Consider the following 20,877-nt stretch of genomic DNA (forward strand, 5'->3'; position numbering starts at 1 on the left):
GCCCAAACTCCTCCACAAACTCACCAACCTCACCTACAAACACACCACCGCCACCCAACACGCCCTCACCAACCTCCACCACCACCTCACCAACAACGCCGCCGAATAACAGCGCCGAATTACAGCGCCGGAAACCACAATCGGAAACAGGAGGGCCTCATGCAGACCGCCGTCGAAATCCCCGAGCTGCCGGCCGATCACGCCGTCACCGCCACCGATCACACCGCGACCACGGACGACTTCGCGCGTCTTGCCATCACGGTCCACCAGCCCGCGACGCCCGACCCGGCACGGCCGCTCGTGGTCCTCGTCCACGGGTGGGCCGCCTCTCGGACGGTCTGGCACAGCACCGCGAGCCAGTTGGCCGCGGCGGGGCACACCGTGGCCACGTACGACCAGCGGGGGCACGCCTCGTCGACGGTCGGGCGGGAGGCGATCGGCATCGAGCGGCTCGCGCGGGATCTGGACACCGTCGTGGGGACGCTGACGACACCGGAGCGGCCGGTCGTGGTGGTCGGACATTCGGGGGGCGGCTACGCGGCGCTCGCCTGGGCGGCGCAGTTGTCCGCGGCGCGGCCGGCCGATGCGGGTAGGCGGATCGCCGGGCTGGTACTGGTGTCCACGGCTTCGCACGGGCAGGAGACCCCCGCGAACGAGGTGAAGATGATGGGTTCTCAGCTGTTCAGCCGGGCGCTCCGGACGCCGTGGCTGGGGCGCAAGCTGCTCGGGCAGACGCACGGGCCGCGGGCGACCCTGGAGGCCCGCGAGGCCAACCGCCGGCTGTTCGCCCGTACGCTGCCGCAGACCCGAGCCGCCTGCTTCGCTTCGACGCAGGAGATGGACCATCGGGCCGGGCTCGCCGGGATCACGGCGCCCACCGTGGTGATCACGGGTACGGAGGACAAGGTCGTGAAGCCGAGCTTCAGTCAGGAGCTCGCCGTCGCACTCCCGCAGGCGACGTTGTACGAGGTGCCGGGGACCGGGCACATGCTGCCGCTCGAAACGCCCCGGTTCATCGCCCACCACATCCACCAGCTGGTCCTGGCCGGCCGCTGACCGCCGTGACCACCACCGCTCCCGCCGGCGTCCTGGGCTCGCTGCTCCCGCCGTACGTCCACTGCGCCGAGGCGTTCGGCACCCTGGATGCGGGCCGTCTCCACCCTTCGGAGGCGGCCTACATCCGGGACCGGTCCCCGCGCCGCCGGCAGCAGTTCACCACCGCCCGGACGCTGGCCCGCCGGGCCCTCGCCGAGTTGGGCCATCCGCCGGTGCCCCTGCTGCCCGGGCCCGGGGGTGCGCCGCAGTGGCCCTCGGGTGCCGCGGGCAGCATCACCCACACCCGTGGCTACACCGCCTGTGCCGTGACGAGTACCGGTCGGCACGTTTCGCTGGGCATCGACGCCGAGCCCGTCCGGCCGCTCCCGCGCGGGGTCCTGGACCTCGTCAGCAGCCAGGACGAGCGGCGGGGGCTCGCCGCGCTCCCGGTGGGCGAGGTCCCCTGGGACGCCGTGTTCTTCAGCGCCAAGGAGGCGATCTACAAGGCCGTCCACCCGCTGACCCGCCGGTGGACGGCACTGGCCGCGATCACCGTCGCGGTCCACCCCGACGGCACGTTCACCGCCCGGCATCCTCACCACGACGAGGTCGGCACGGGTCGGTGGGGCGTGCACCGCGGCATTCTGATGACCGCGCTCGCCCTTCCGCCGACGGCGTGAGCGCGGGCGTGCGGGTGCCCGGGTGCGCGGGCTGGGCCGGTGTCCCGGTCTACTTCTGCGAGCCCGCCAGCCCCTGGCAGCGGGGCACCAACCAGAACACGAACGGCCTGCTGCGGCAGTACTTCCCCAAGGGAACCGACCTCGCAGCCCAAACCCCCGAGCGCCTGGCCGCCGTCGCCGACCAGCTCAACAGCCGACCACGCAAAACGCTCGGCTGGGAAACCCCAGCCGAGCGCTTGCGTACACTGCTCGCGGCTTGATCAACTCACCACGTGTTGCAACGACCCTTCGAATTCTCCTGGTGCGCGGGGCCTCACCCGGTCGATCCGGGTCGCCGGGACCGGCCGCCGTTACGGCGCGATGGCGTAACAGAAGAACCGACCCTGCTGGGTGACACTGGCACCGGTCCCGTTGTCGGTGACGGTCACCTGCAGGGTGGCCGCCAGGTTCGTCCGGCACGGGCCGTAGGCGCTCGGGGCGGTGCGGCCGGAGAAGAAGCCCGCGTTGCTGACCGCACTCCACGAGTAGCTGTAGTTCCCGCTGCCGCCGGTGGCGTGGGCGTCGCAGGACCAGACGCTGTTGCCGGAGTCGCAGAGCACGGTGACGCTCGGCGCAGCGTCCGCGTGGGCGGGGGCGGCGAGCCCGAGGGCGGCGAGGGCGAGCAGCGGAGCCGCGAGGACTCCCGGGCGCCTGGTCGAGGTCTGGAGCACGGAGCTGGTCATCTGACCTCCTGTGTCGGGGTGTTCGGGTCGAGCGGGAACGAGTGTGCAGCGCGCACAGAATCCTCACAACCCCTGATCCCCGAACGCCGGACGGGCTACGTCCGGGTCATTGCGCACGGAGTAGTGCCGCCTCGGTAGTCCCCGTCGTACCCCGGTCGTGACGGACGGTCAGCGCCTTCGTCGCGGTCAGGGCGCCAGCGGGCCGCCCGGGGTGAGGGCCAGCCGGGTGAAGCGCTCGGCGATCAGGCGGTGGGCTTCCGGGGAGGGGTGGAGGCCGTCGGGGTGCGGGTGGGTGCCGTAGTCGGGCTCGCCGTAGAGGGCGAGTCCGTCGAGGTGGTGCAGGGCGAGGTCGCCGTCGGCGCGGCGTTCGGCGACGATGCGGGCCAGGTGCTCGCGGATGACGGTGAGGGTGAGGCGGCCGGCGGCGCGTTCGGCCGGGTCGCCGGTGGCCCGGAAGCGGAGGGTGCCGCTGCTGAAGTCGGGGGCGAGCGGGCCGGGGGTGTCCTCGTGGATCGGGCAGAGCAGCGGGGAGACGACGAGCAGCGGGGTGGTCGGGTGGCCCTCGCGGACGGTGTCCAGGAAGCCGTGGACGGCCGGGGTGAGGGCGCGCAGCCGCATCGCGTCGCTGTTCACGAGGTTGATGCCCAGCTTCAGGCTGATCAGGTCCGCGGGGGTGTCGCGGATGGCGCGGGCGGTGAAGGGGTCGAGCAGGGCACCGCCGCCGAAGCCGAGGTTGACCAGGTCGAGCCCTGCGCCGTTGGCGACCAGGGCGGGCCAGGTGCCGGTCGGGTGGCTGGCGTTCGAGCCGTGGCTGATCGAACTGCCGTGGTGCACCCAGCGCTTGCGCGGGCCGGCCGGGACGGGCTGCAGGGGTGCGTCCGTTTCGAGCGCGATCAGTTCGGTGGTCTCGGTGTGCGGGAGCCAGAGTTCGACGGTCTTGTCCCGGGCGGGCAGGCCGGTGAACCGGGCGCTGCCGGGCGGCCCTTCGGTGAACTCGAAGCGGCCGGTGGCCAGGTCGACGGTGCGCAGGTTGCCGCCGGGGACGGTGGCCTGAGCTGCGAGGACGCCGTCGACGAGGAGGTCGTAGACACCGTCGGGCACGTCGGGGACGCCGGGGTAGGCGCGTTTGGTGGGGACGGCGTGCAGTGTGACCGCGGTGGCGCGGGTGCGGAAGGCGAGGCGGACGCCGGAGGGCTGGGACTCGGCCATCGCGAGCTGGTCGTCGGGTATCTGTCGGCGGGCGCCGGCGGGTAGCCGGTGCGGCAGCAGGCCTCGGCGGGTGTGCTCGACGTCGAGGTGGCCGTGCAGCAGGTCCTCGGTGACAGGGGTGGTGATCGTGGTCATGGCGTTTGCGTCTTCTTCGGGTCGGTGTACCGGCGGTGGCAGCGAGGCGCGCCGCACGGGCGGCTCAGGCGGTCGGGCGTTCAGTCGGTCGGGCGTTCAGGCGTTCAGGCGGTCGGGCGGGCGCCGCCCTGGCGCAGCAGGGTGTCGAGGGAGTCGACGATCCAGTCCCAGGACTGCCGGGCGTCGACGGCGGTGTGGCTGAAGCCGCCGGCCGCCTCCAGGCTGATGTAGCCGTGGAAGACGCTGCCGAGCATCCGGACCGCGTGGGTCTGTTCGGGCTCGGTGAGGTCGTAGCCGCGCAGGATCGCCCGGGTCATCTGGGCGTGCCGGACGCCCGCGCTGGCGGCGGCCGTCTCGGCGTCCAGGCGCAGCCGGGTGGCGTCGTAGCGGCCGGGGTGGCGGGCCGCGTAGTCGCGGTAGGCGTCCGCGAAGGCGCCGAGCGCGTCGCGGCCCGCCCGGCCGGCGAGGGCCTCGGCGACGAGGTCGGCGAGTTCCTCCAGGGCGTACAGGGCGATCCGGGTCTTGAGGTCGTGGGAGCTCTTGACGTGCGAGTACAGGCTGGCGGTCTGGACGCCGAAGCCGCGCGCCACGGCGGCGACGGTCACCTGGTCGAACCCGACCTGGTCGGCGAGTTCGGCGCCCGCGACGACCACGCGTTCGACGGTCAGTCCTGCCCGTGCCATGTGTTTCCTCCCGTACCGGCGCGCGCCGACGCGTCGGCGCACTGGTACGCCGACGCACTACGGCCAGTATGGGATTACCTAAACGGTTTAGGCAAATGGGAAACCACTATCGGGCGGAAGCCCCCGGCCTCGGCCTCAGCCTCGGTCTCAGCCCGCCAGGATCACCGTCTCCGCCGGACCCGAGAAGCCCACCGGCTGCGGCGGGGTGCCCGTGGCAGCGAGGCGGCGGTGCTCCTGTGGGCTGATGCCGCGCACCCGCTTGAACGCCGCCGAGAGGGCGAAGGCGTTGCTGTAGCCGACCTTGCGGGCGGCGAAGGCGACGGTGCACTCGGGCTCGCGCAGCAGGTCGGCGGCGACGGCCAGGCGCCAGCCCGCGAGGTAGGCCATGGGGGGCTCGCCGACCAGGGCGGTGAAGCGGCGCGCCAGGCCGGCCCGGGAGACCCCGACCCGCTGGGCGAGTTCGGCGACCGTCCAGGCGGTGGCCGGGTCGTCGTGCATCATCCGCAGGACCGGGCCGACCACCGGGTCGTGCTGGGCCCGGTACCACGCGGGGGCACCGGAGTCGGGGGCGGCGAGCCAGGACCGCAGGACGGAGACCACCAGCAGGTCGAGGATGCGGTCCAGGACGAGCTCCTGGCCGGGCTCGTTGCGTCCTATCTCGGCGGCCAGCAGGTGCACGAGGGTGTCGTCGGCGCCGGTGCCGGCGGGACGCACCAGCAGGGCGGGCAGGCAGCCGAGCAGGCGCTGGCCGATCTCGTGCTCGGCCTGGTAGGTGCCGGAGAGGACCACCGAGGAGGCCTCGTCGCCCTCACGGCCCTGTCCCCAGGTCCGGACGCCGAGCGACATCACCTCGGAGACGTCCACCCCGCCCTTGGTGCAGACCTGGCCCGGGCCGACGATCACGTCCACCGGCGTGTCCGGGTCGTCCGCGACGGTGTACGGCTCCGGGCCGCGCACGATCGCCACGTCACCCGGGTGCAGCAACAGCGGGGTGCCGCGCTCGGGCAGGATCCACGCGGCGCCGCGGACCATCGTCACGACCGAGAGCGGGGCCCGGTCCTCGATCCGCAGCGACCACGGCGGGGTGAGGATCGACCGCAGCAGGAACGCGCCGCGGGCCTTGGGGCCGTCGAGGAGTCCCGTCAGAGTGTCCATGCCGACAAGTGTAGACGGCAAAACATCATTTGACGGCTCGTCATTTGAGGGACTCTTGAGTGATCGAGGTGGCTCGCGGGCGTCAAATGCCGGATGATCTGCCCACGGGGGTAGGAAGCGACACGCAGCGACAGCGACGCAGCGATACCGACAGCGAGAAGTGAGGGGCTCACGACGATGGAAACGGCACGCACACTCGTCCTGGTGGCGGCCACTGTCACCTGTGGACTGACCGCCGGACTGTTCTACGCCTACGCGTGCTCGGTCATGCCCGCGCTCGCCCGGGTCGAGGACCGGACCTTCATCGAGGTCATGCAGCGCGTCAACGTGGCGATCCTGAACGGCTGGTTCGTCCTCGGCTTCGTCGGCGCCCTCCTGACGACGGCGGCCGCGGTCGCCCTGCACCTGCCCTCGGACGGCCACGACGTGCTGCCGGCGACCATCGCCGCGCTGGTCCTGTACGTCGCGATGATCGGGGTCACCCGCTCGGTCAACATCCCGCTGAACGACGAGCTGGCCGCCGCCGGTACGCCGCAGCGGATCGCCGACCCGGCCGGCGTGCGCGGCCGCTTCGAGGCGCGCTGGGTGCGCTTCAACGTGCTGCGGGCCCTGCTCTCGACGGCCGCCCTCGGCTTCCTCGCCTGGGCGCTGGTCCTCAACGGGCAGAGCTGACCGGGGTTCGCCGGCCTTCGGAGTCCACCCGACGGCCTGCGGACTTCACCAAGGGCCTACGGACTTCACCGACGGCCTACGGCTTCACCCGACGCCACCCTGGGCGGCCTCAGCCGCACAGGGTGGCGAAGCCGTACCCGCGCGCCTTGAGCGCGGAGATGACGGCCGGCAGCGCGGCCACCGTCTGACTGCGGTCGCCCCCGCCGTCGTGCAGCAGGATCACCGCCCCGGGGCGGACGCTGTTCAGCACCCGTGAGCGGATCGCCGCCGTCCCCGGGCGGGACCAGTCCGCCGGGTCGACCGACCAGAGCACGACCTGCTTGCCGAGCGCCGCCGCGTGCGAGCGCACGGTGGCGTTGACCGCGCCGTACGGCGGGCGCAGGCAGGTCGGAGTGCGGCCGGTCCGGGCGCGGATCGCCCGGTCCGTGGCGCTCACCTGGGAGTCGAGCGCGGAGCCGGAGAGCCTGCGCAGGTCCGGGTGCGACCAGGAGTGGTTCTGCACGCTGTGCCCCTGCCTGGCGACCTCCGCGGTCAGCGCGGGGTGGGCGGCCACGTTCTGCCCGATCTCGAAGAAGGTCGCGCGCACCCCGTAACGGGCCAGCGCGGCAAGGACCTTGGGCGTGTAGGCGGAGCTCGGCCCGTCGTCGAAGGTGAGGTAGACGACCTTGCCGCCCGTACCCCCGCCCGCGGCTTCCGCCGGTGCGGCAGGCAGTGCGACCGCCGCTCCCGCCGCCAGGGCGACGGCGAGCGTGCCGACCGCCGTCCGGATCGCTGCGAGCTTCCCGCGCCTGCGGAGTCGTACGGACATGCCTGCCCCCTGCGGTCGGAACTCCGGTGCCGACGGCCAGTCTGCTCCGACGGCAGGGCGGCCGCGACCCGCCGGGTGGCGGAACCGGGCGGATCCGGCCAGGTCCGGCCGGCCGCACGACGGGCCGAACCGGACGGACTCCGCATGACGTTCGCCACCGGGCCCAGCTGGGCACGCGGCGGTACCGAGCGGGCGAACGCCGGCGGATGCGGGCGGATGCGGCCCGGGCGCGGCGGCTTCACCGGGCACGTCGAGCGCCCCCGACGGGCTCCGTCGGGGGCGTCGATCGCGCTGCGGGGCGGCCTCGTTCAGCGCCCGGAGCGCCCGTGCAGCACCAGGGAGCGGGTCAGCGCGAGCAGACCGCCCGTGCACAGCGCGGTGCGGAGCATGTTGACCGGCACCCAACTGTCCGCGAAGTGCGCCCGCACCGAGGCGAAGTCCTGGATCTGGGACGGGTCGCCCGCCGCCGCCAGCTGGTTGTTGAGCGGGATGTTGACGCCCATGGTCACCATCAGCGCCACCACATACAGCGCCGTCGCCAGCGCGGCCCACAGCGCCGCCTGCCGCCGGCCCGCCTTGTGCAGCAGCCACGCCGCGACACCCGTCGCGACGAAGGCGCCGACGAAGACCAGGCCGAACATGCCGTTCTCGATCGACTTGTTGATGTGCTGCATCGCCGTCACGTACGTGCGGTCGTCACTCGCCGCCAGGCCCGGCATGACCGACACGTCGAAGGCGAAGAACAGCCCCGCCATCAGCCCCATCGCGACGGTGGCACCCACCAGCAGCGGCCCGGTGGCCTTGCTGCGCGTGGCGGGCGCGCCCGCGCCGCCCGGGGCGAGGCCGGTGAAGGTCTGTGAGGCGGTGTAGGAAGCAGGAGTCGCAGTCTGGTGTGTGCTCATTGGTGATCCTTCGGTTCTCCCCGGTCCCCGCCCTGCGCGGGGACCCTCCCGGCACCCGGCGCACCGGCCTCCTCACCGCCCCCGGACGCAGCCGGGTGGACGATCAGGCGGCCGGCGCCGCCCGGCGCCGACGATCTACTGAACTGCCGTACGCACGGCAGGTGTTGCTCTCCGGGTGGGCCGGTTCCGCCGGGTGGGACGGTTCAACCACGGACCTGCAGCCGGTCACGCGTTCCACACGCCCGAGGCGGCGGCCTCCCGGGCGTAGTCCGCGAAGTCCCGCGGCTCACGACCCAGCGCCCGCCGCACCCCGTCACCCAACGACGCGTTCCGGCCGTCCAGGATCATCGAGAACAGCTCCGCGAAGTCCGCCGGCAACCCCGCCTCCTCCAGCACCCGCCGGTACGACTCCAGCGACACCGCCTCGAACCGCACCTCACGCCCCACCGCCCCCGACAACTCCACCGCCACATCCGCGAACGACAGCAACCGCGGCCCCGTCAGCTCGTACACCTCACCCGCGTGTCCCGCCTCCGTCAACGCCGCCACCGCCACGTCCGCAATGTCCTCCACATCCACGAACGGCTCCACCGCACCACCCACCGGCAACGCCAACTCCCCCGCCAGCACAGGCTCCAGGAAGAACGACTCGCTGAAGTTCTGGTTGAACCACGCGCACCGCACCACCGTCCACGCAGCCCCCGACTCCATCACCGCCTTCTCCCCCGCCTCCGCCGCCTCCTCACCACGCCCCGACAACAGCACCAGCCGCCCCACCCCACGCGCCGCCGCCAGCCGCGAGAACGCCCCCACCGCCTCCACCGCACCCGGGAACGCCAGATCCGGGTAGTACGTCAGATACGCCGCGCTCACACCCTCCAGCGCCGCCTCCCACGTCCCCTCGTCGTGCCAGTCGAACGGCACCGCACCCGACCGCGAACCCACCCGCACCCCGTACCCACGCGCAGCCAGCCGGTCCGCCACCCGCCGACCCGTCTTCCCGGTACCACCGACCACCAGCACGACACCGGCATCCGTCGAAAGATCCACCACACCAGCCATCACGATCACCCTCGCTCGGAGTAGAAACCAGTCGGATCGGTCGGACGGGCCCCGGATCCCGCGGCCCTTCGCGTCCGTCCTTGTGTCCACCAGTCAATGTCACTCCGGGCCGGCGAACCATAGCCTCCGCACTCAGCTCCATGCGCGAGCGTCTACGCGCCCGACACGCCCTCGCGCTGCCCCGCCCGGCCCCGTCCGTCCGGGGCCGCGCCTTCTCCGTCCACCACCAGAACACACCCAAGCCGTCACGAACCACCCGTCTCGACCGGCCTTCCACCGGCCCTTGAGCCGTCCGGCGGCGGCACGTCGAAACGGTGTGGCGGGCGGGCCGCCGGGGGCGCTATGCTCCCCGGCGATGACCACTCACGCTGATCACAGAATGGGGGTCCCGTCCGCGAAGAGTGAGTGCTGATGCTCACTTCCACCGCGAACGGGAACGACTCCCGCATCTCCTTCTGGCGGCGCGTACGCGAGTACGCCGTGCCGCCCTCCATGATCGAAACCGCCACCGCCCGCCGTCTGGCCGGCGACTGGGCCGGGGCGTGCGCAGCCGCCAACGTCGAGGTCGACTTCCGTCTCGGGGACGTCGCGAGTCTCCACGGCCGAGAGCTCGCCGACCGGGTGCGCAACGATCTCCGCTGCCTCGCACCGGACTTGCTGCGCTGGCACCTGCCGCGATCCGCGCCCGACGGGCTGCTGCGGCCCGGGCTCACCACGGCCCTGGCCCGCTACCCGGGCGAGCGGCCGGTGCACCTGGTGGTCCGGACACCGCCCGCGTGGGCGGAGTACGGCCAGCGGATCGCCCTCGCGCTCTGGGACGGGTCCGGCGGCGACGGCCTCCCGCTCCACCCGCACCCGCGCCCGAGCCGCCGCTTCCGCTACGACCTGCACCGGCACCTCTGGGACGCCGGGCGCAGCGGGGAGCTGGCCGAACGGGCCGGGTCGGGTGCGCCGACCGGCCTTCCTGACAAGGGCGTCGGCGATCCCGGGGAGCGGCACGCCGTCGACCGGTGGGCCGCCGAGGCCGCCCTGCTGCGTCGGGCCGACGGGCACCCCGACGGGCCCGTGGTCGTACGGCTCGGGCGGCGGCGGTTGCTCCTCGGGCCGGACGGGTCCACCACCGGCGCCGCCGGGGACACCTCGGGGCTGCCGCTGCTGCCCGACGCCGCGACCTGGGTGCCGCCCGACCTCGATCTGCTCCGCCGGGGCGCGATCGAGCCGGAGCGCCTGCATCCGCTGGTGGCGGCCGCGCTGGTGCCCGGGCACCCCTCCCGGACGCCGGGCCGGACGGGCCCGGCGGCGGGGCCCGCGCCCGAACGGCTGGTGGACTGCCGCGGGGAGTGGCACCGGATCGGCCTGGTCGACGGGGCACTCGCCCCGCTCGACCACGATCCGGCCCAACTGCGCCGCGAGGAGCTGCTGGCCGCCCTGTCCGGCAGCCCGCTGCCCTGCCTGGTCGCCGTCGACCTGGCGCACCGCCGTCCGCACGAACTGACCGGTTTCCGCGAGCGGTTGGACCACGGCGACACCGCCGGGGCGCTGGCCGTCGTCGAGCACCTGCTCGGCCCGGAGGCGGTGCTGCGCGACGGCCCGCTGCGGGACGAGCTGGCGGCGGCCGCCCACCGCCGGATCGCGTACGGCCTCTACCGGACGGGCCTGGTCCGCTCCGGCCTGACCTACCCGCTCGACCACCGCTCCCCGACGTACCGCACGCCCGCGTACGACGACGCCTACCGGCCGCGGCCGCGCCACTTCGCCTACCGCGCCCACCCGCGCCTCGCCACCCTCCGCTGACTCCCGGACCGTCACCCGGCACGCGCCGGGACCGTTCCGCCCGTGACCCCTCAGGTGATCACCCGTGACCATGACCATGACCGTGCCCGCACCCACCCCCGAGGCCTCGCAGCGCGAAGCCGACCGCCCCGAAGCCGACCGCCCCGAGGCCGCGCAGCGCGAGCCCTCGCGGCTCGACGTCGCCCGCCGGCTGCTCGACCTGCTCGACGACACCGCCACCGAACCGCGCGCCGACACCCAATTGGAGGCCCTCACCCTGGCCGTGGCCGCCGACCTGCCCGTGCTGCTCTGGGGCGAGCCCGGCATCGGCAAGACCGCCGCGATCAACCAGCTCGCCGAGGCGCTGGAACTGCCGCTGACCACGGTGATCGCCAGCGTCCACGAGCCCTCCGACTTCTCCGGGCTGCCCGTCGTCGGCGACGACCCGGCGCACCAGGGCGTGCCGATGGCCCCGCCGGACTGGGCGGTGCGGCTGGTGCGCGCCGGGCGCGGGCTGCTGTTCCTCGACGAGCTGTCCACCGCGCCGCCCGCCGTCCAGGCCGCACTGCTCCGGGTGGTCCTGGAGCGCCGCATCGGCACGCTCCGGCTCCCGCCGGGCGTCCGGATCGTGGCCGCCGCCAACCCGCGCGCGTCGGCGGCCGACGGCTGGGAGCTGAGCCCGCCGCTGGCCAACCGCTTCGTCCACCTGCAGTGGGTGCACGACCACGAGGTGGTGGTGCGCGGCCTCGGCGGGGTCTGGCCGGTGGCCACCCTGCCCCGGCTCGACCCGCAGGCGCTGCCGGCGGCCGTCGCACACGCGCGGCGCGCGGTGTGCGGGCTGCTGACCGCCCGCCCGGAGCTGGTGCACCGGCTGCCCACCACCGAGACCCGGCGCGGCGGCGCCTGGCCGTCCCCGCGCAGCTGGGACATGGCGCTTCGGCTGATCGCCTTCGCGACCGCGGCCGGGTCCGAGCGCGAGGTGCTGTCGCTGCTGGTCCGCGGCACCGTCGGCGACGGCCCTGGGCTGGAGCTGATGGCCGGCATCGACCGGATGGACCTGCCCGACCCGGAGGACCTGCTCGCCGACCCGGCGGGCGCGGAACTGCCCGAGCGCGGGGACCTGCGCCAGGCGGTGCTGGACGGGGTGGTCGCGGCGGTGCGCAACCGGCCGGACCGTCAACGCTGGGACTCGGCCTGGGCGCTGCTGGCCCGGGCGCTGGAGACCGGCGCGCCGGACCTGGTGGTCGTCCCGGCCACCACGCTCGCCTCGCTGCGGCGGGAGGACTGGGACGTGCCGGAGGCGATCGAGCGGCTGGCCCCGGCGCTGGCGCTCTCCCGGCGGGCCGACCGCGCCGCCGCCCGGGTGGCGCAGAAGGCGGGCCGATGAGTACGGCTGCCGTGCCGGGCGCGGGCAAGGCGGGCGCCGGGACGCCGGGCAGTGGTGAGTCGGGCGCCGGTGGGCCGGGCGCCCGGAGGCCCCGTCCCGGACCGCCGCACCCCGCGAAGCCGGCTGCCGGGACGCCCCGCGCAAGGAAGCCGGTCCCGCGAGCGCCGGCCACCGCGAAGCCGGACGTCGAGACGCCGTCCGCCGCCGAGCCGGACGCCCGGAAGCCGTACGCCGCGAAGCTGGACGTCGACAAGCTGTACGCCGCCCGGCTGCAGGCCGTCCGCGCCCGGCCTTACCTGTCGACGGCCCTGTTCGCGCTGCACCTGGTGGAGTCGCGGGAGGTACCGACGATGGCCGTGGACAAGTACTGGCGCTGCTACGCCTCACCGGTCTTCGTCGACCGCACGCCGGTGGAGGAGCTGGCCGGCGTCTGGGTGCACGAGGTCTCCCACCTGCTGCGGGACCACCACGGGCGCAGCGACCGGATCGCCCGCGAACTCGGCCTGGAGGGCCCGGCGGCGCAGCTGCGCACGAACATCGCCGCCGACAGCGAGATCAACGACGACGTGTACGGGGACGGTCTGGTCCGGCCGGCCGGGGCGCTGCGGCCGGAAAGCCTGCTGCTGCCGGAGGGTCTCCTGATGGAGGAGTACCTGCGCGCCTACCGGTTCCACCCGCGCGACCTGGACGCGGCCTGGCTGGACTGCGGAAGCGGCGCCGACGGCACCGACCGCCCCTGGGAGTTGGGCCCCGACGGGGCACACCGGTTGAGCGCACAGGAGCGCGACGCCGTCCGCTTCCGGGTCGCCGAGGGGATCCGGGGCCGCCCCGGCGACACCCCGGCGGGCTGGCGGCGCTGGGCCGAGGAGGCGTTCCACCCGCCGCAGCCGTGGCGGCAGTTGCTGGGGGCGGCGATGCGCTCGGCGGTCTCCGGTCCGGGCACGGGCGAGGACTACAGCTACGGCCGCCCCGCCCGCCGTTCGGCCGGGGTGCCGGGCGTGGTGCTGCCGAGCCTGCGGCGGCGGCCGCCCCGGGTCGCGGTGGTGATCGACACCTCCGGGTCGGTCTCGGACGACGAGCTGGGCAGCGCGCTGCTGGAGGTCGCGGCGATCGCACGCGCGGTCGGCGGCCGCCGTGACCAGGTCACGGTGGTGCCGTGCGACGCGGCTCCCCAGGCCGTGCACTCGGTGTGCCGGTCGGCGGGCATCCCGCTGATCGGCGGTGGTGGCACGGACCTGCGCACCGGCTTCCGCGCGGCCCTGGGCTCGACTCCCCGGCCGGACGTCGTGGTGGTGCTGACCGACGGTCAGACCCCGTGGCCGTCCACCGCACCGCCCTGCCGTACCGTCGTCGGGCTCTTCCCCCGCCCCGGCAGCTACGACGAGTCCGACCCGGACTACCGGCCGGAGGCCCCGCCGGAGTGGGCCAGGGTGGTGACCATCGGGTGAGCGGGCCCGATCGGGCATGATGCGTCGGTGTTCTACGAAGATCTGACCGAGTACACCTACAGTGCCGACGACTCGTTCACGGACCCGCAGTCCGGGTTCTACGCGCTCTGGTACCGGCCCGCGTACACCCGCCTGAACGTCGGCTGGCTGCAGCAGGGCGAGCCGTACCCGACCGGGGAGGTGCCCGCCGGGTTCGTGGAGAAGCTGGCGGCCGTCCAGCGGGTGCAGTGGATGAACGTCTGCCTCGGGGTGCACGAGTGCGACCTCTGCCCGGACGAGGGGCCGGAGGGCAACGGCGAACTGCGGATCCCGGGTGCGCCGTCGATCGCCTACGCGGCGCCGTTCCTGATCACCCACTACGTCACCGCCCACGGCTACCGGCCGCCCGCGGAGTTCGTGGCCGCCGTCCTCGCGGTCGACCTCGACGCGTGGGCGGCGGCCCGGTGGCCCGAGGTGCCGTTCCCGTGGGTGCCGCAGGAGGGTGTCGAGTGGCTGCTGGAATAGCAGCGGCTTCGGCGGCTTCTGCTGCGTCGGCTGCTGCCGTGGCCGGGCGGAGGGGTCCGCTGCCCGAGGACCCCTCCGTCCGGAGCCTGCTCGACCGTCAGCCGACCATGGCTGCCAGCACGCTGCGCCAGTCCTCGCCCGGCTCGGGCGTGAGCGCTCCGCCCAGGGTCCCGGCCCGGTAGCGCCAGGGGCGGCGCAGCTCCGCATCGGCGTCGGGGCCGACGGTGAGCGGGCTGGCGGAGCCGAGCAGGCGCACCAGTTCGGCCGTGAAGTCCGCCCAGGAGACGTGCCCGCTCACCGCGTTGACGACCCGTCCGGCCGCCGGGTGCTCCGGGACGGCGCAGGCCGCGAGCGCGCGGGCCAGGGCCGCGGCGTGCACCCAGGAGGCGCCGTACCAGCCCTCGTCCTCCGGCAGTCGGATGGGCCGGCCGGCCAGGGCGGCCTGGTAGAGCTCGCCGGTGGAGCCCCACCGGAGCTGGTCGCGCAGGCGGTGGTGCGGGCCCCAGACGATCGGGGCGCGCACGGCGGTGACCGGTCCGCGGCCGGTGGCGGCGGCGTCGAACAGGATCCGCTCGCAGTCCAGCTTGGCCTGCCCGTACGGGGTGACCGCCGTACCGCTCGGAGCGCCCTCGGGGACCTCGGTGCCCACGGGGCGGCCGTACGCGTCGATGCTGCTGACGAAGACGAACGGGCCGCCCCGCCAGCCGTCCACCAGGGCGCGCATCGCGGCGAGGTCGGTGGCGTGGTCGGTGAAGGTGCACGCGGAGTGGATCACGGCGTCCACGCCCTCGACGGCGCTGCGCAGGCTGTCCGCGTCGGCGAGGTCGCCCTCCGCCACCTCGGCGCCGTTCAGCGCGGGCAGGTGCGCGGACTCGGGCCGGACCAGGACGCGCACCGGCCTGCCCTGGGCGATCAGCTCCTGCAGGACGGCCGCACCGACCCCGCCGGTCGCGCCGGTGAGCAGGACGGTGCCGGTGCGGGGGCGGGTCCGCGGGCGGGTACCGGTCCTGGCCTGGGCGGCGCGGCGCTCGTCCTCCCGGGCGGCCAGTACGGCGGCGAGGGCGCGCGGGGTGCGCTGCTCCAGGATGTCGAGGCCGGTGAGCGGCAGCCCGGTGCGGGTGCGCAGGCGTTCGGCGAGTTGGACGGCGACCAGGGAGTGGCCGCCGAGGGTGAAGAAGTCGCCGTCGGCGGGCGGGGTGGTGCCGAGCAGTTCGCCGAAGGCCGTACGGACGGTGTCGATCGGCCCCTCCCCGGCCGGGCTGCCCCCGGTCGCACCGTCCCCTGCCCGGCTGTCCCCGATCGGGCCCTCCCCCGTCCGGCTGTCCCCGGTCGCGCCGGGGAGCCGGCCGCGGTCGGGGGTGCCGTCGGGGTGCCGGGGGATCCGGTCCAGCAGCGTGACCGCGAGCGGGAGTTCGGCGGCCGGGAGGCGTCGGCGCAGGGCCGCCCTCAGCTGGGCGCCGTTCGGGGCGACCGGCCCGCGGGCCACCGCGTAGGCGAGCGGCGGGCCGTCGGCGCGGTCGACCACGGCCGCCTCGACCACCCCGGGATCGGCCAGCAGGCCCGCCACCACCGGGTGTTCGGCGGCGACCAGCAGGCGGCCGGGCAGCTCGGACAGCGGCCGGTCCGCCTCCTGGGCCACGGCCGCGAGCAGCGCGGCGAAGGCGTCGAGCAGCCGTCCGGCGGTGGTCGCGTCCAGCGCGTCCCGGTCGTGCTGCACCAGGCAGCGCGGCGCCGGACCGTCCTCCACGAGCAGCGCCAGGCCGAACTTGGCGAGCCCCAGGTCGAGTTCGACGCTCTCGGACTCCAGGCCCGGCAGCGTCAGCGGGGCGACGGGCTGGACGAGGTCGCAGCTGACCGACAGCAGCGGGGTGCCGTCCGCGCCCCGGGCGGCCGCGCCGAGCCTCTCGACCACGAGGTCGAAGGGCACGTCGTGCTGCCGCTGGGCGTCGAGCAGTTCGCCGCGCACCGCCGTCAGCAGCTCCGCGAACGTCGGGTCCGCGAACGACGGGCGCCCAGCCGGATCGACCCGCACGGCAAGGGTGTTGACCGCGAGGCCGACGGTGTGCCGCAGGTCGGGCCTGGCCCGGTGGCCGCTGGCGCACCCGAGGACGAGGTCGTTGCCCTGCCCGGTGGCGGCTCGCAGAGCGGCGAACGCGGCGGCCAGGACGACGGTGAACAGGGTGGCACCGTGCCGGGCGCCGAGGCCGCGCAGTCCGTCCAGGACGGCGGGGTCCAGCGGGGCGGCGTGCAGCACGGCCCGGCGCTCGCGGGCCCCGGGCGGGACGGGCCGCAGCAGCGCCGGCGGGCGGGCTCCGGCCAGCCGGGCGGCGAGGGTGTCGGCGGCGGCGGTGAGTTCGGCGTCCCGGGCGCGCTCCTCGCGGGCGTACTCGGCGTACGACGGTCCGGGGAGCGGCAGTTCGGGAGCCGCGCCGTCGCGGGCGGCGGCGTAGAGCGCGGCCAGGTCGGCGGCCAGAACCGGCAACGATCCCCCGTCGACGGCGATGTGATGGATCGTCAGTACCAGCGTGTGGTCCTCCGGCCCGTGCCGCAGCAGCAGGGCGCGCAGCACCGGGCCGGCCGCGAGGTCGAAGGGCCGGGCGGCCTCGGCGGCGAGCCGGTCCGAGGCGGCGGCGTCCGTCCCGGCGTCCACGACCGGCAGCGGCACCGGCGCCACCGGGTCGACCTGCTGGTACGGCTGTTCGCCCCGCCGCGGGTAGCGGGTGCGCAGGACGGCGTGCCGTTCGGTGAGCCCGGTGATCGCGGCGGCGAGGGCGGCCCGGTCGAGCGGGCCGCGCAGCCGGGCGGCGATCGGGACGTTGTAGAGGGCGCCGCCCTGGCCGAGGTGGTCCATCAGCCACATGCGCTGCTGGGCGTGCGAGAGCGGGGCCGGTCCGTCGTCGGGCACGGCCTGGCGCCGCGGCGGAGTGGCAGCGGCGCTGCGCCGGCTGCGGGCGCGGCGCAGCAGGTCGGCCTGGTCCACGGCGCTCATCGGCCCGCTCCCGGGGTGTCGTCCGAGCCGGCCGGGCCCTCGGGGGCCGCCGGATCCCCGGCGCCGTCCGGCCCGTCGGCTTCGCGCAGCGCTCGTTCGAGCAGTTCCGCCTGTCCGGCGACGGTCGGGTGGCCGAGGAAGTCGGCGAGCGACAGCTCGACCCCGAGGTCCTCGCGCAGGTCGTCCACGACCCACATGGCGAGCAGCGAGTGCCCGCCCTCGGCGAGGAAGTCGGCGGCCGGGTCGGTGATCGGGCGTTCCAGGCCGCGGCTCCAGGCCTCGGCGACGACCTGCTGGATCGGGGTGAGCGCGCCGGCCCCGGAGGGGCGCTGGCCGGCCGGTTCGTCGGCGGCCAGCGCCCGCCGGTCCACCTTGCCGGTGCCGGTCAGTGGCAGGGCGTCGAGCACGGTCCACGCGGTGGGCACCAGGTGGGCGGGCAGCCGATCGGCGAGCCGGGCGCGCAGCGTGTCGACGGCCTGGCCGGCGCCCTCGGTGAGGACGAGGCATGCGGTGAGGGCGGCGTCGGTCTGCCCGGCCCGGCGGACGACGACCGCCGCCTCGGCGACCTCGGGGAGCTGCAGCAGCGCGTGTTCGACCTCGCCCGGTTCGATCCGGAAGCCGCGCAGCTTGACCTGCTCGTCCGTCCGGCCGTGGAACTCCAGGGTGCCGTCGGGGAGTCGGCGGGCGAGGTCGCCGCTTCGGTAGGCGCGTCCGACGCCGGGCAGCTCGCGGAAGCGCTCGGCGGTCAGCTCGGGGCGGTTCAGGTAGCCCTGGGCGAGGCGCTCCCCGGCGATCCACAGTTCGCCGACGGTGCCCGGCGGCACCGGGGCGAGCTGCTCGTCCAGGACCAGGGCGCGGGCCCCGCCGAACGTCCGGCCGATCGGGATGGCGCCGGCGCAGTCGGCCCGGGTGACCCGGTGCAGGGTGGTGAAGGTGGTCGCCTCGGTGGGCCCGTAGACGTTGACCAGTTCGAGCCACGGGAAGGCGCGCAGCACGGCGCCCGCGTGCTCGGGCGACAGCACCTCGCCGCCGACCGCCACGGTGCGCAGCACGCCGAAGATCCGGGACTGCCGGGCGGCCAGGTGGTGGAAGAGCGCGCTGGTGAGCAGCAGGGTGGTGACGCCGAACCGCTCGACGTCGCGGCCGAGTTCCTCGGCGGTGGGCCGGTCGGCCGGGGAGACGGCGACGGCGGCGCCGCGGGCCAGCGGGGCCCACAGTTCGAAGGTGGAGGCGTCGAAGGTGACGGCGGAGTGGAAGAGCACCCGGTCGCGCGGGCCGAGGGCGATGGCGTCCGGGGCGGTGACCAGGTCGGCGACGGCGCCGTGCGGGACGAGCACACCCTTGGCGCGGCCGGTGGAGCCGGAGGTGTAGAAGACCAGGGCCGGCGCGGCCGGGTCGGCGGCGTCGGGCGTCACCGGCCCGGTGGCGTCGGTGCCGTGGTCGGTCAGGACGAGGGTCTGCTCCTCGGTGAGCCCGGCTTCGGCGAGCAGGGCCTTGTCACCGAGGACGAGCCGCACACCGGCGTCGGAGGTCATCTCGGCGATGCGCGGGCGCGGGTAGGCGGGGTCGAGCGGCAGGACGTGGGCGCCGGTGCGCCAGATCGCGAGCTGGGCGACGACCAGGCGGGTGGAGCGGGCGCAGAGCAGGCCGACGGCGCTGCCGGGGCCTATCCCCCGGGCGGTCAGCACGGCGGACAACTGCACTGCGGCGTCGACGAGTTCGCGATAGGTGAGGATGGTGGAGCCGTCGGTCACGGCGAGCGCGTCAGGCTGCCGTTCGGCCTGCCGGGCGATCAGCGCGGGCAGGGTCGCGGTGGTCATGGTGGTTCCCTTCCGGGCGCCCCGGCGCAGGGCCGGGGCGCCCCAGTGAGGAGGTGCGGGCGGAGTCGGTCGGGGCTCAGGCGGTCGCGGCCGAGGCGGCGACCCGTTCCTCGACCAGTCGGGCGACGGCCCGCAGGTCCGGCTGGCGCAGCACGAGGGGCGCGCGCAGCCGGATCCCGTACTCGCTCTCCAGCGCCTCCAGCAGTCGTGCGGCCGCGAGCGAGTTGCCGCCCGAGGCCAGGAAGTTGTCGGCGGGCCCGACGTCGGCGCGGCCGATCAGCTCGCGGCAGAGCTTGAGCACGGTGCGCTCGACGGGGGTGTCGCCCTCCTCGCCGACCGGCTCCGGCTGTTCGGCGGCCAGCAGCGCGTGGCGGTCGACCTTGCCGTTGGCGTCCAGCGGGTAGCGCTCCACCAGCCGGACGGCCGACGGGACGGCCTGCTCGGGCAGCCAGGGCCGGACGGCGTCGAGCAGCCGCTCGGGGTCGGCACCGCCGTCCGCGCCGGGCGCGCCGTCCTCGGGCTGGACGAAGGCGAGCAGCCGGACGCCACCGGTGGGCGCCTGTTCGGCGGCGACCACCGCCCGGCGCACCCGCGGGTCGCGCTCGAACGCGGCCTCGACCTCGGCGGGTTCGATCCGCACGCCGCTGACCTTGACCTGGTCGTCCAGGCGGCCGTGGAACTCCAGCACCCCGTCGGGGCGCATGACGACCCGGTCGCCGGTGCGGTAGACGCGGTCGGTGCCGTCCACGCCCTCGGGCGCGCCGACGAAGCGGCGGGCGGTCAGCTCCGGGTCGAGGTACCCGGCGGCCAGGCCCCGGCCGCCGATCCGCAGCTCTCCGGCGACGCCGCGCGGCACCGGCCGGCCGTCCTCGTCGGTGACCAGCACGACCGCGCCCGCGATCGGCAGCCCGATCGGCGGGGCGCCGGCGCCGTGGTCGGCGCCGGGGGCCATGGTGTGCACGGTGGTGGTGACGGTGGCCTCGGCGGGGCCGTAGGCGTTGTGCACGGCCGCGGTGACGTCCGGCCCGGGGGCGCGGCGGAGCCGGTCGCCACCGATGGTGAGGTGGCGCAGCGCCGAGCCGGCGGGCCAGGGCCGGCCCAGGACGGGTTCGGCCAGCGGGGTGGGCAGCACGGCCACGGTGATTCCGGCCTCGCACCACCAGTCGGTGAGCGCGCCGGAGTCCCAGCGGACGGCCTCGGGGGCGACGACCAGGGCGGCGCCGGAGGTGAGGCCGGCCCACAGCTCCATCACGTGCGGGTCGAAGGCGACGCCGATGAGCAGGCTGTGCCGCTCGCCGGGGCCGAGGCCGGTCAGTTCGCGGTACCAGTGCAGCAGCGCGCCGAGCGCGGGCTCGGTGACGGCGACGGCCTTCGGGGTGCCGGTGGAGCCGGAGGTGAGCACCGCGTAGTGGGTGCCGGCGGGGACGCGCACCTGCTCGCCGGGGGCCAGGGCGGCCACCACGCCGCCGGTGGGCAGGTCCAGCGGCAGCCGGTCGCCGCCGGGCGGCAGCAGGTCCGGCTCGCCGATCAGGCACGCCGGGCGCAGCTGCTCGGCGACGGCCCGCAGCCGGTGCTCGCCGGGGCGCGGGCCGAGCGGCAGGTGGACGGCGCCGAGCTTGGCGGCGGCCAGGGTGACGGCCACCAGGTCCACCGAGTGGCCGAGGCAGACGCCGAGGAGGTCACCGGGGCCGACCCTGTCGCGCAGGGCCTCGGCGGTTCTGTCGGCGAGGTGGTCGAGTTCGGCGTAGCTGTAGGTCCGTTCGCCGTCGATCAGGGCGGGGGCGTCCGGGGTGCGGTGCGCCCAGGCGGTGAACAGGTCGAGGACCGCGCCGTCCTGGTGCGGACGGCCGTATCCGATGCTCGGGGAATCCATCGTGGTCTCCAAAGTCATGA

Annotated in this window: 17 protein-coding genes and 1 pseudogene; 8 read left to right on the forward strand and 10 right to left on the reverse strand. The window is 75.2% G+C overall.

Going from position 1 to position 20,877, the window contains the following annotated elements; translation table 11 throughout:
- Positions 1 to 159 precede the first annotated feature (159 nt).
- The 3 genes and pseudogenes from ACZ7KX_RS38885 to ACZ7KX_RS38895 all read left to right on the forward strand — a co-directional run.
- A complete protein-coding gene (locus ACZ7KX_RS38885; protein WP_470330664.1) occupies positions 160 to 1,056 on the forward strand; it encodes an alpha/beta fold hydrolase in 897 nt (298 codons plus the stop codon).
- A 5-nt stretch (positions 1,057 to 1,061) separates the two neighbouring features.
- A complete protein-coding gene (locus ACZ7KX_RS38890) occupies positions 1,062 to 1,715 on the forward strand; it encodes a 4'-phosphopantetheinyl transferase family protein (protein WP_470330665.1) in 654 nt (217 codons plus the stop codon).
- Between the two features lie 38 nt (positions 1,716 to 1,753).
- Positions 1,754 to 1,975: pseudogene (locus ACZ7KX_RS38895) on the forward strand (IS30 family transposase); the annotation flags it as partial.
- 90 nt (positions 1,976 to 2,065) lie between these two features.
- On the opposite strand, the gene ACZ7KX_RS38900 reads toward ACZ7KX_RS38895, so the two are convergent.
- The 4 genes from ACZ7KX_RS38900 to ACZ7KX_RS38915 form a co-directional block, all read right to left on the reverse strand.
- Complete coding sequence (locus ACZ7KX_RS38900) at positions 2,066 to 2,437, reverse strand: hypothetical protein (RefSeq protein ID WP_470330666.1); 372 nt, start codon at positions 2,435 to 2,437, stop codon at positions 2,066 to 2,068.
- 186 nt (positions 2,438 to 2,623) lie between these two features.
- Positions 2,624 to 3,781 (reverse strand): SGNH/GDSL hydrolase family protein, encoded by a 1,158-nt coding sequence (locus ACZ7KX_RS38905; protein ID WP_470330667.1) that lies wholly within the window; start codon positions 3,779 to 3,781, stop codon positions 2,624 to 2,626.
- A 104-nt stretch (positions 3,782 to 3,885) separates the two neighbouring features.
- Positions 3,886 to 4,464 carry a TetR/AcrR family transcriptional regulator gene (locus ACZ7KX_RS38910; RefSeq protein ID WP_470330668.1) on the reverse strand — a complete coding sequence of 193 codons (579 nt, stop codon included), beginning with the start codon at positions 4,462 to 4,464 and terminating at the stop codon, positions 3,886 to 3,888.
- A gap of 147 nt (positions 4,465 to 4,611) precedes the next feature.
- Positions 4,612 to 5,619: an AraC family transcriptional regulator gene (locus tag ACZ7KX_RS38915; RefSeq protein WP_470330669.1), complete on the reverse strand. Its 1,008-nt coding sequence runs from the start codon at positions 5,617 to 5,619 to the stop codon at positions 4,612 to 4,614.
- A 204-nt stretch (positions 5,620 to 5,823) separates the two neighbouring features.
- Here ACZ7KX_RS38915 and ACZ7KX_RS38920 point away from each other — a divergent pair, with 204 nt between their 5' ends.
- Positions 5,824 to 6,291, forward strand: coding sequence for an anthrone oxygenase family protein (locus ACZ7KX_RS38920; protein WP_470330670.1), 468 nt, complete (start codon positions 5,824 to 5,826; stop codon positions 6,289 to 6,291).
- A 109-nt stretch (positions 6,292 to 6,400) separates the two neighbouring features.
- Here the strand turns inward: ACZ7KX_RS38920 and ACZ7KX_RS38925 are convergent, their stop codons facing one another.
- The 3 genes from ACZ7KX_RS38925 to ACZ7KX_RS38935 form a co-directional block, all read right to left on the reverse strand.
- Entirely contained in the window at positions 6,401 to 7,099 is a 699-nt protein-coding gene (locus tag ACZ7KX_RS38925; protein WP_470330671.1) for a polysaccharide deacetylase family protein, read from the reverse strand.
- A 308-nt stretch (positions 7,100 to 7,407) separates the two neighbouring features.
- Positions 7,408 to 8,001, reverse strand: coding sequence for a DUF1772 domain-containing protein (locus ACZ7KX_RS38930; RefSeq protein ID WP_396553942.1), 594 nt, complete (start codon positions 7,999 to 8,001; stop codon positions 7,408 to 7,410).
- 225 nt (positions 8,002 to 8,226) lie between these two features.
- Positions 8,227 to 9,063 carry a Rossmann-fold NAD(P)-binding domain-containing protein gene (locus ACZ7KX_RS38935; protein ID WP_470330703.1) on the reverse strand — a complete coding sequence of 279 codons (837 nt, stop codon included), beginning with the start codon at positions 9,061 to 9,063 and terminating at the stop codon, positions 8,227 to 8,229.
- Positions 9,064 to 9,474: 411 nt separating this feature from the next.
- On the opposite strand from ACZ7KX_RS38935, the gene ACZ7KX_RS38940 reads away from it, so the two are divergent.
- The 4 genes from ACZ7KX_RS38940 (at position 9,475) to ACZ7KX_RS38955 (ending at position 14,175) form a co-directional block, all read left to right on the forward strand.
- A complete protein-coding gene (locus tag ACZ7KX_RS38940) occupies positions 9,475 to 10,857 on the forward strand; it encodes a hypothetical protein (protein WP_470330672.1) in 1,383 nt (460 codons plus the stop codon).
- A 70-nt stretch (positions 10,858 to 10,927) separates the two neighbouring features.
- A complete protein-coding gene (locus ACZ7KX_RS38945; protein ID WP_470330704.1) occupies positions 10,928 to 12,223 on the forward strand; it encodes an AAA family ATPase in 1,296 nt (431 codons plus the stop codon).
- A complete protein-coding gene (locus ACZ7KX_RS38950) occupies positions 12,220 to 13,671 on the forward strand; it encodes a vWA domain-containing protein (protein WP_470330673.1) in 1,452 nt (483 codons plus the stop codon). Before ACZ7KX_RS38945 ends, ACZ7KX_RS38950 begins: the two co-directional genes overlap by 4 nt.
- A 27-nt stretch (positions 13,672 to 13,698) precedes the next feature.
- Positions 13,699 to 14,175, forward strand: a complete 477-nt coding sequence (locus ACZ7KX_RS38955; protein WP_470330674.1) for a DUF7919 family protein — start codon at positions 13,699 to 13,701, stop codon at positions 14,173 to 14,175.
- 97 nt (positions 14,176 to 14,272) lie between these two features.
- Here ACZ7KX_RS38955 and ACZ7KX_RS38960 read toward each other — a convergent pair whose 3' ends face one another.
- The 3 genes from ACZ7KX_RS38960 to ACZ7KX_RS38970 all read right to left on the reverse strand — a co-directional run bounded on the left by ACZ7KX_RS38960 (position 14,273) and on the right by ACZ7KX_RS38970 (position 20,857).
- Positions 14,273 to 17,164 carry a condensation domain-containing protein gene (locus ACZ7KX_RS38960; RefSeq protein ID WP_470330675.1) on the reverse strand — a complete coding sequence of 964 codons (2,892 nt, stop codon included), beginning with the start codon at positions 17,162 to 17,164 and terminating at the stop codon, positions 14,273 to 14,275.
- Positions 17,161 to 18,984: a non-ribosomal peptide synthetase gene (locus ACZ7KX_RS38965; protein WP_470330676.1), complete on the reverse strand. Its 1,824-nt coding sequence runs from the start codon at positions 18,982 to 18,984 to the stop codon at positions 17,161 to 17,163. The genes ACZ7KX_RS38960 and ACZ7KX_RS38965 overlap by 4 nt, the downstream gene beginning before the upstream one ends.
- Before the next feature lie 76 nt (positions 18,985 to 19,060).
- Positions 19,061 to 20,857 carry an amino acid adenylation domain-containing protein gene (locus ACZ7KX_RS38970; protein ID WP_470330677.1) on the reverse strand — a complete coding sequence of 599 codons (1,797 nt, stop codon included), beginning with the start codon at positions 20,855 to 20,857 and terminating at the stop codon, positions 19,061 to 19,063.
- Positions 20,858 to 20,877: the final 20 nt, after the last annotated feature.

The sequence above is a fragment of the Kitasatospora sp. NPDC038210 genome, from assembly GCF_055600605.1.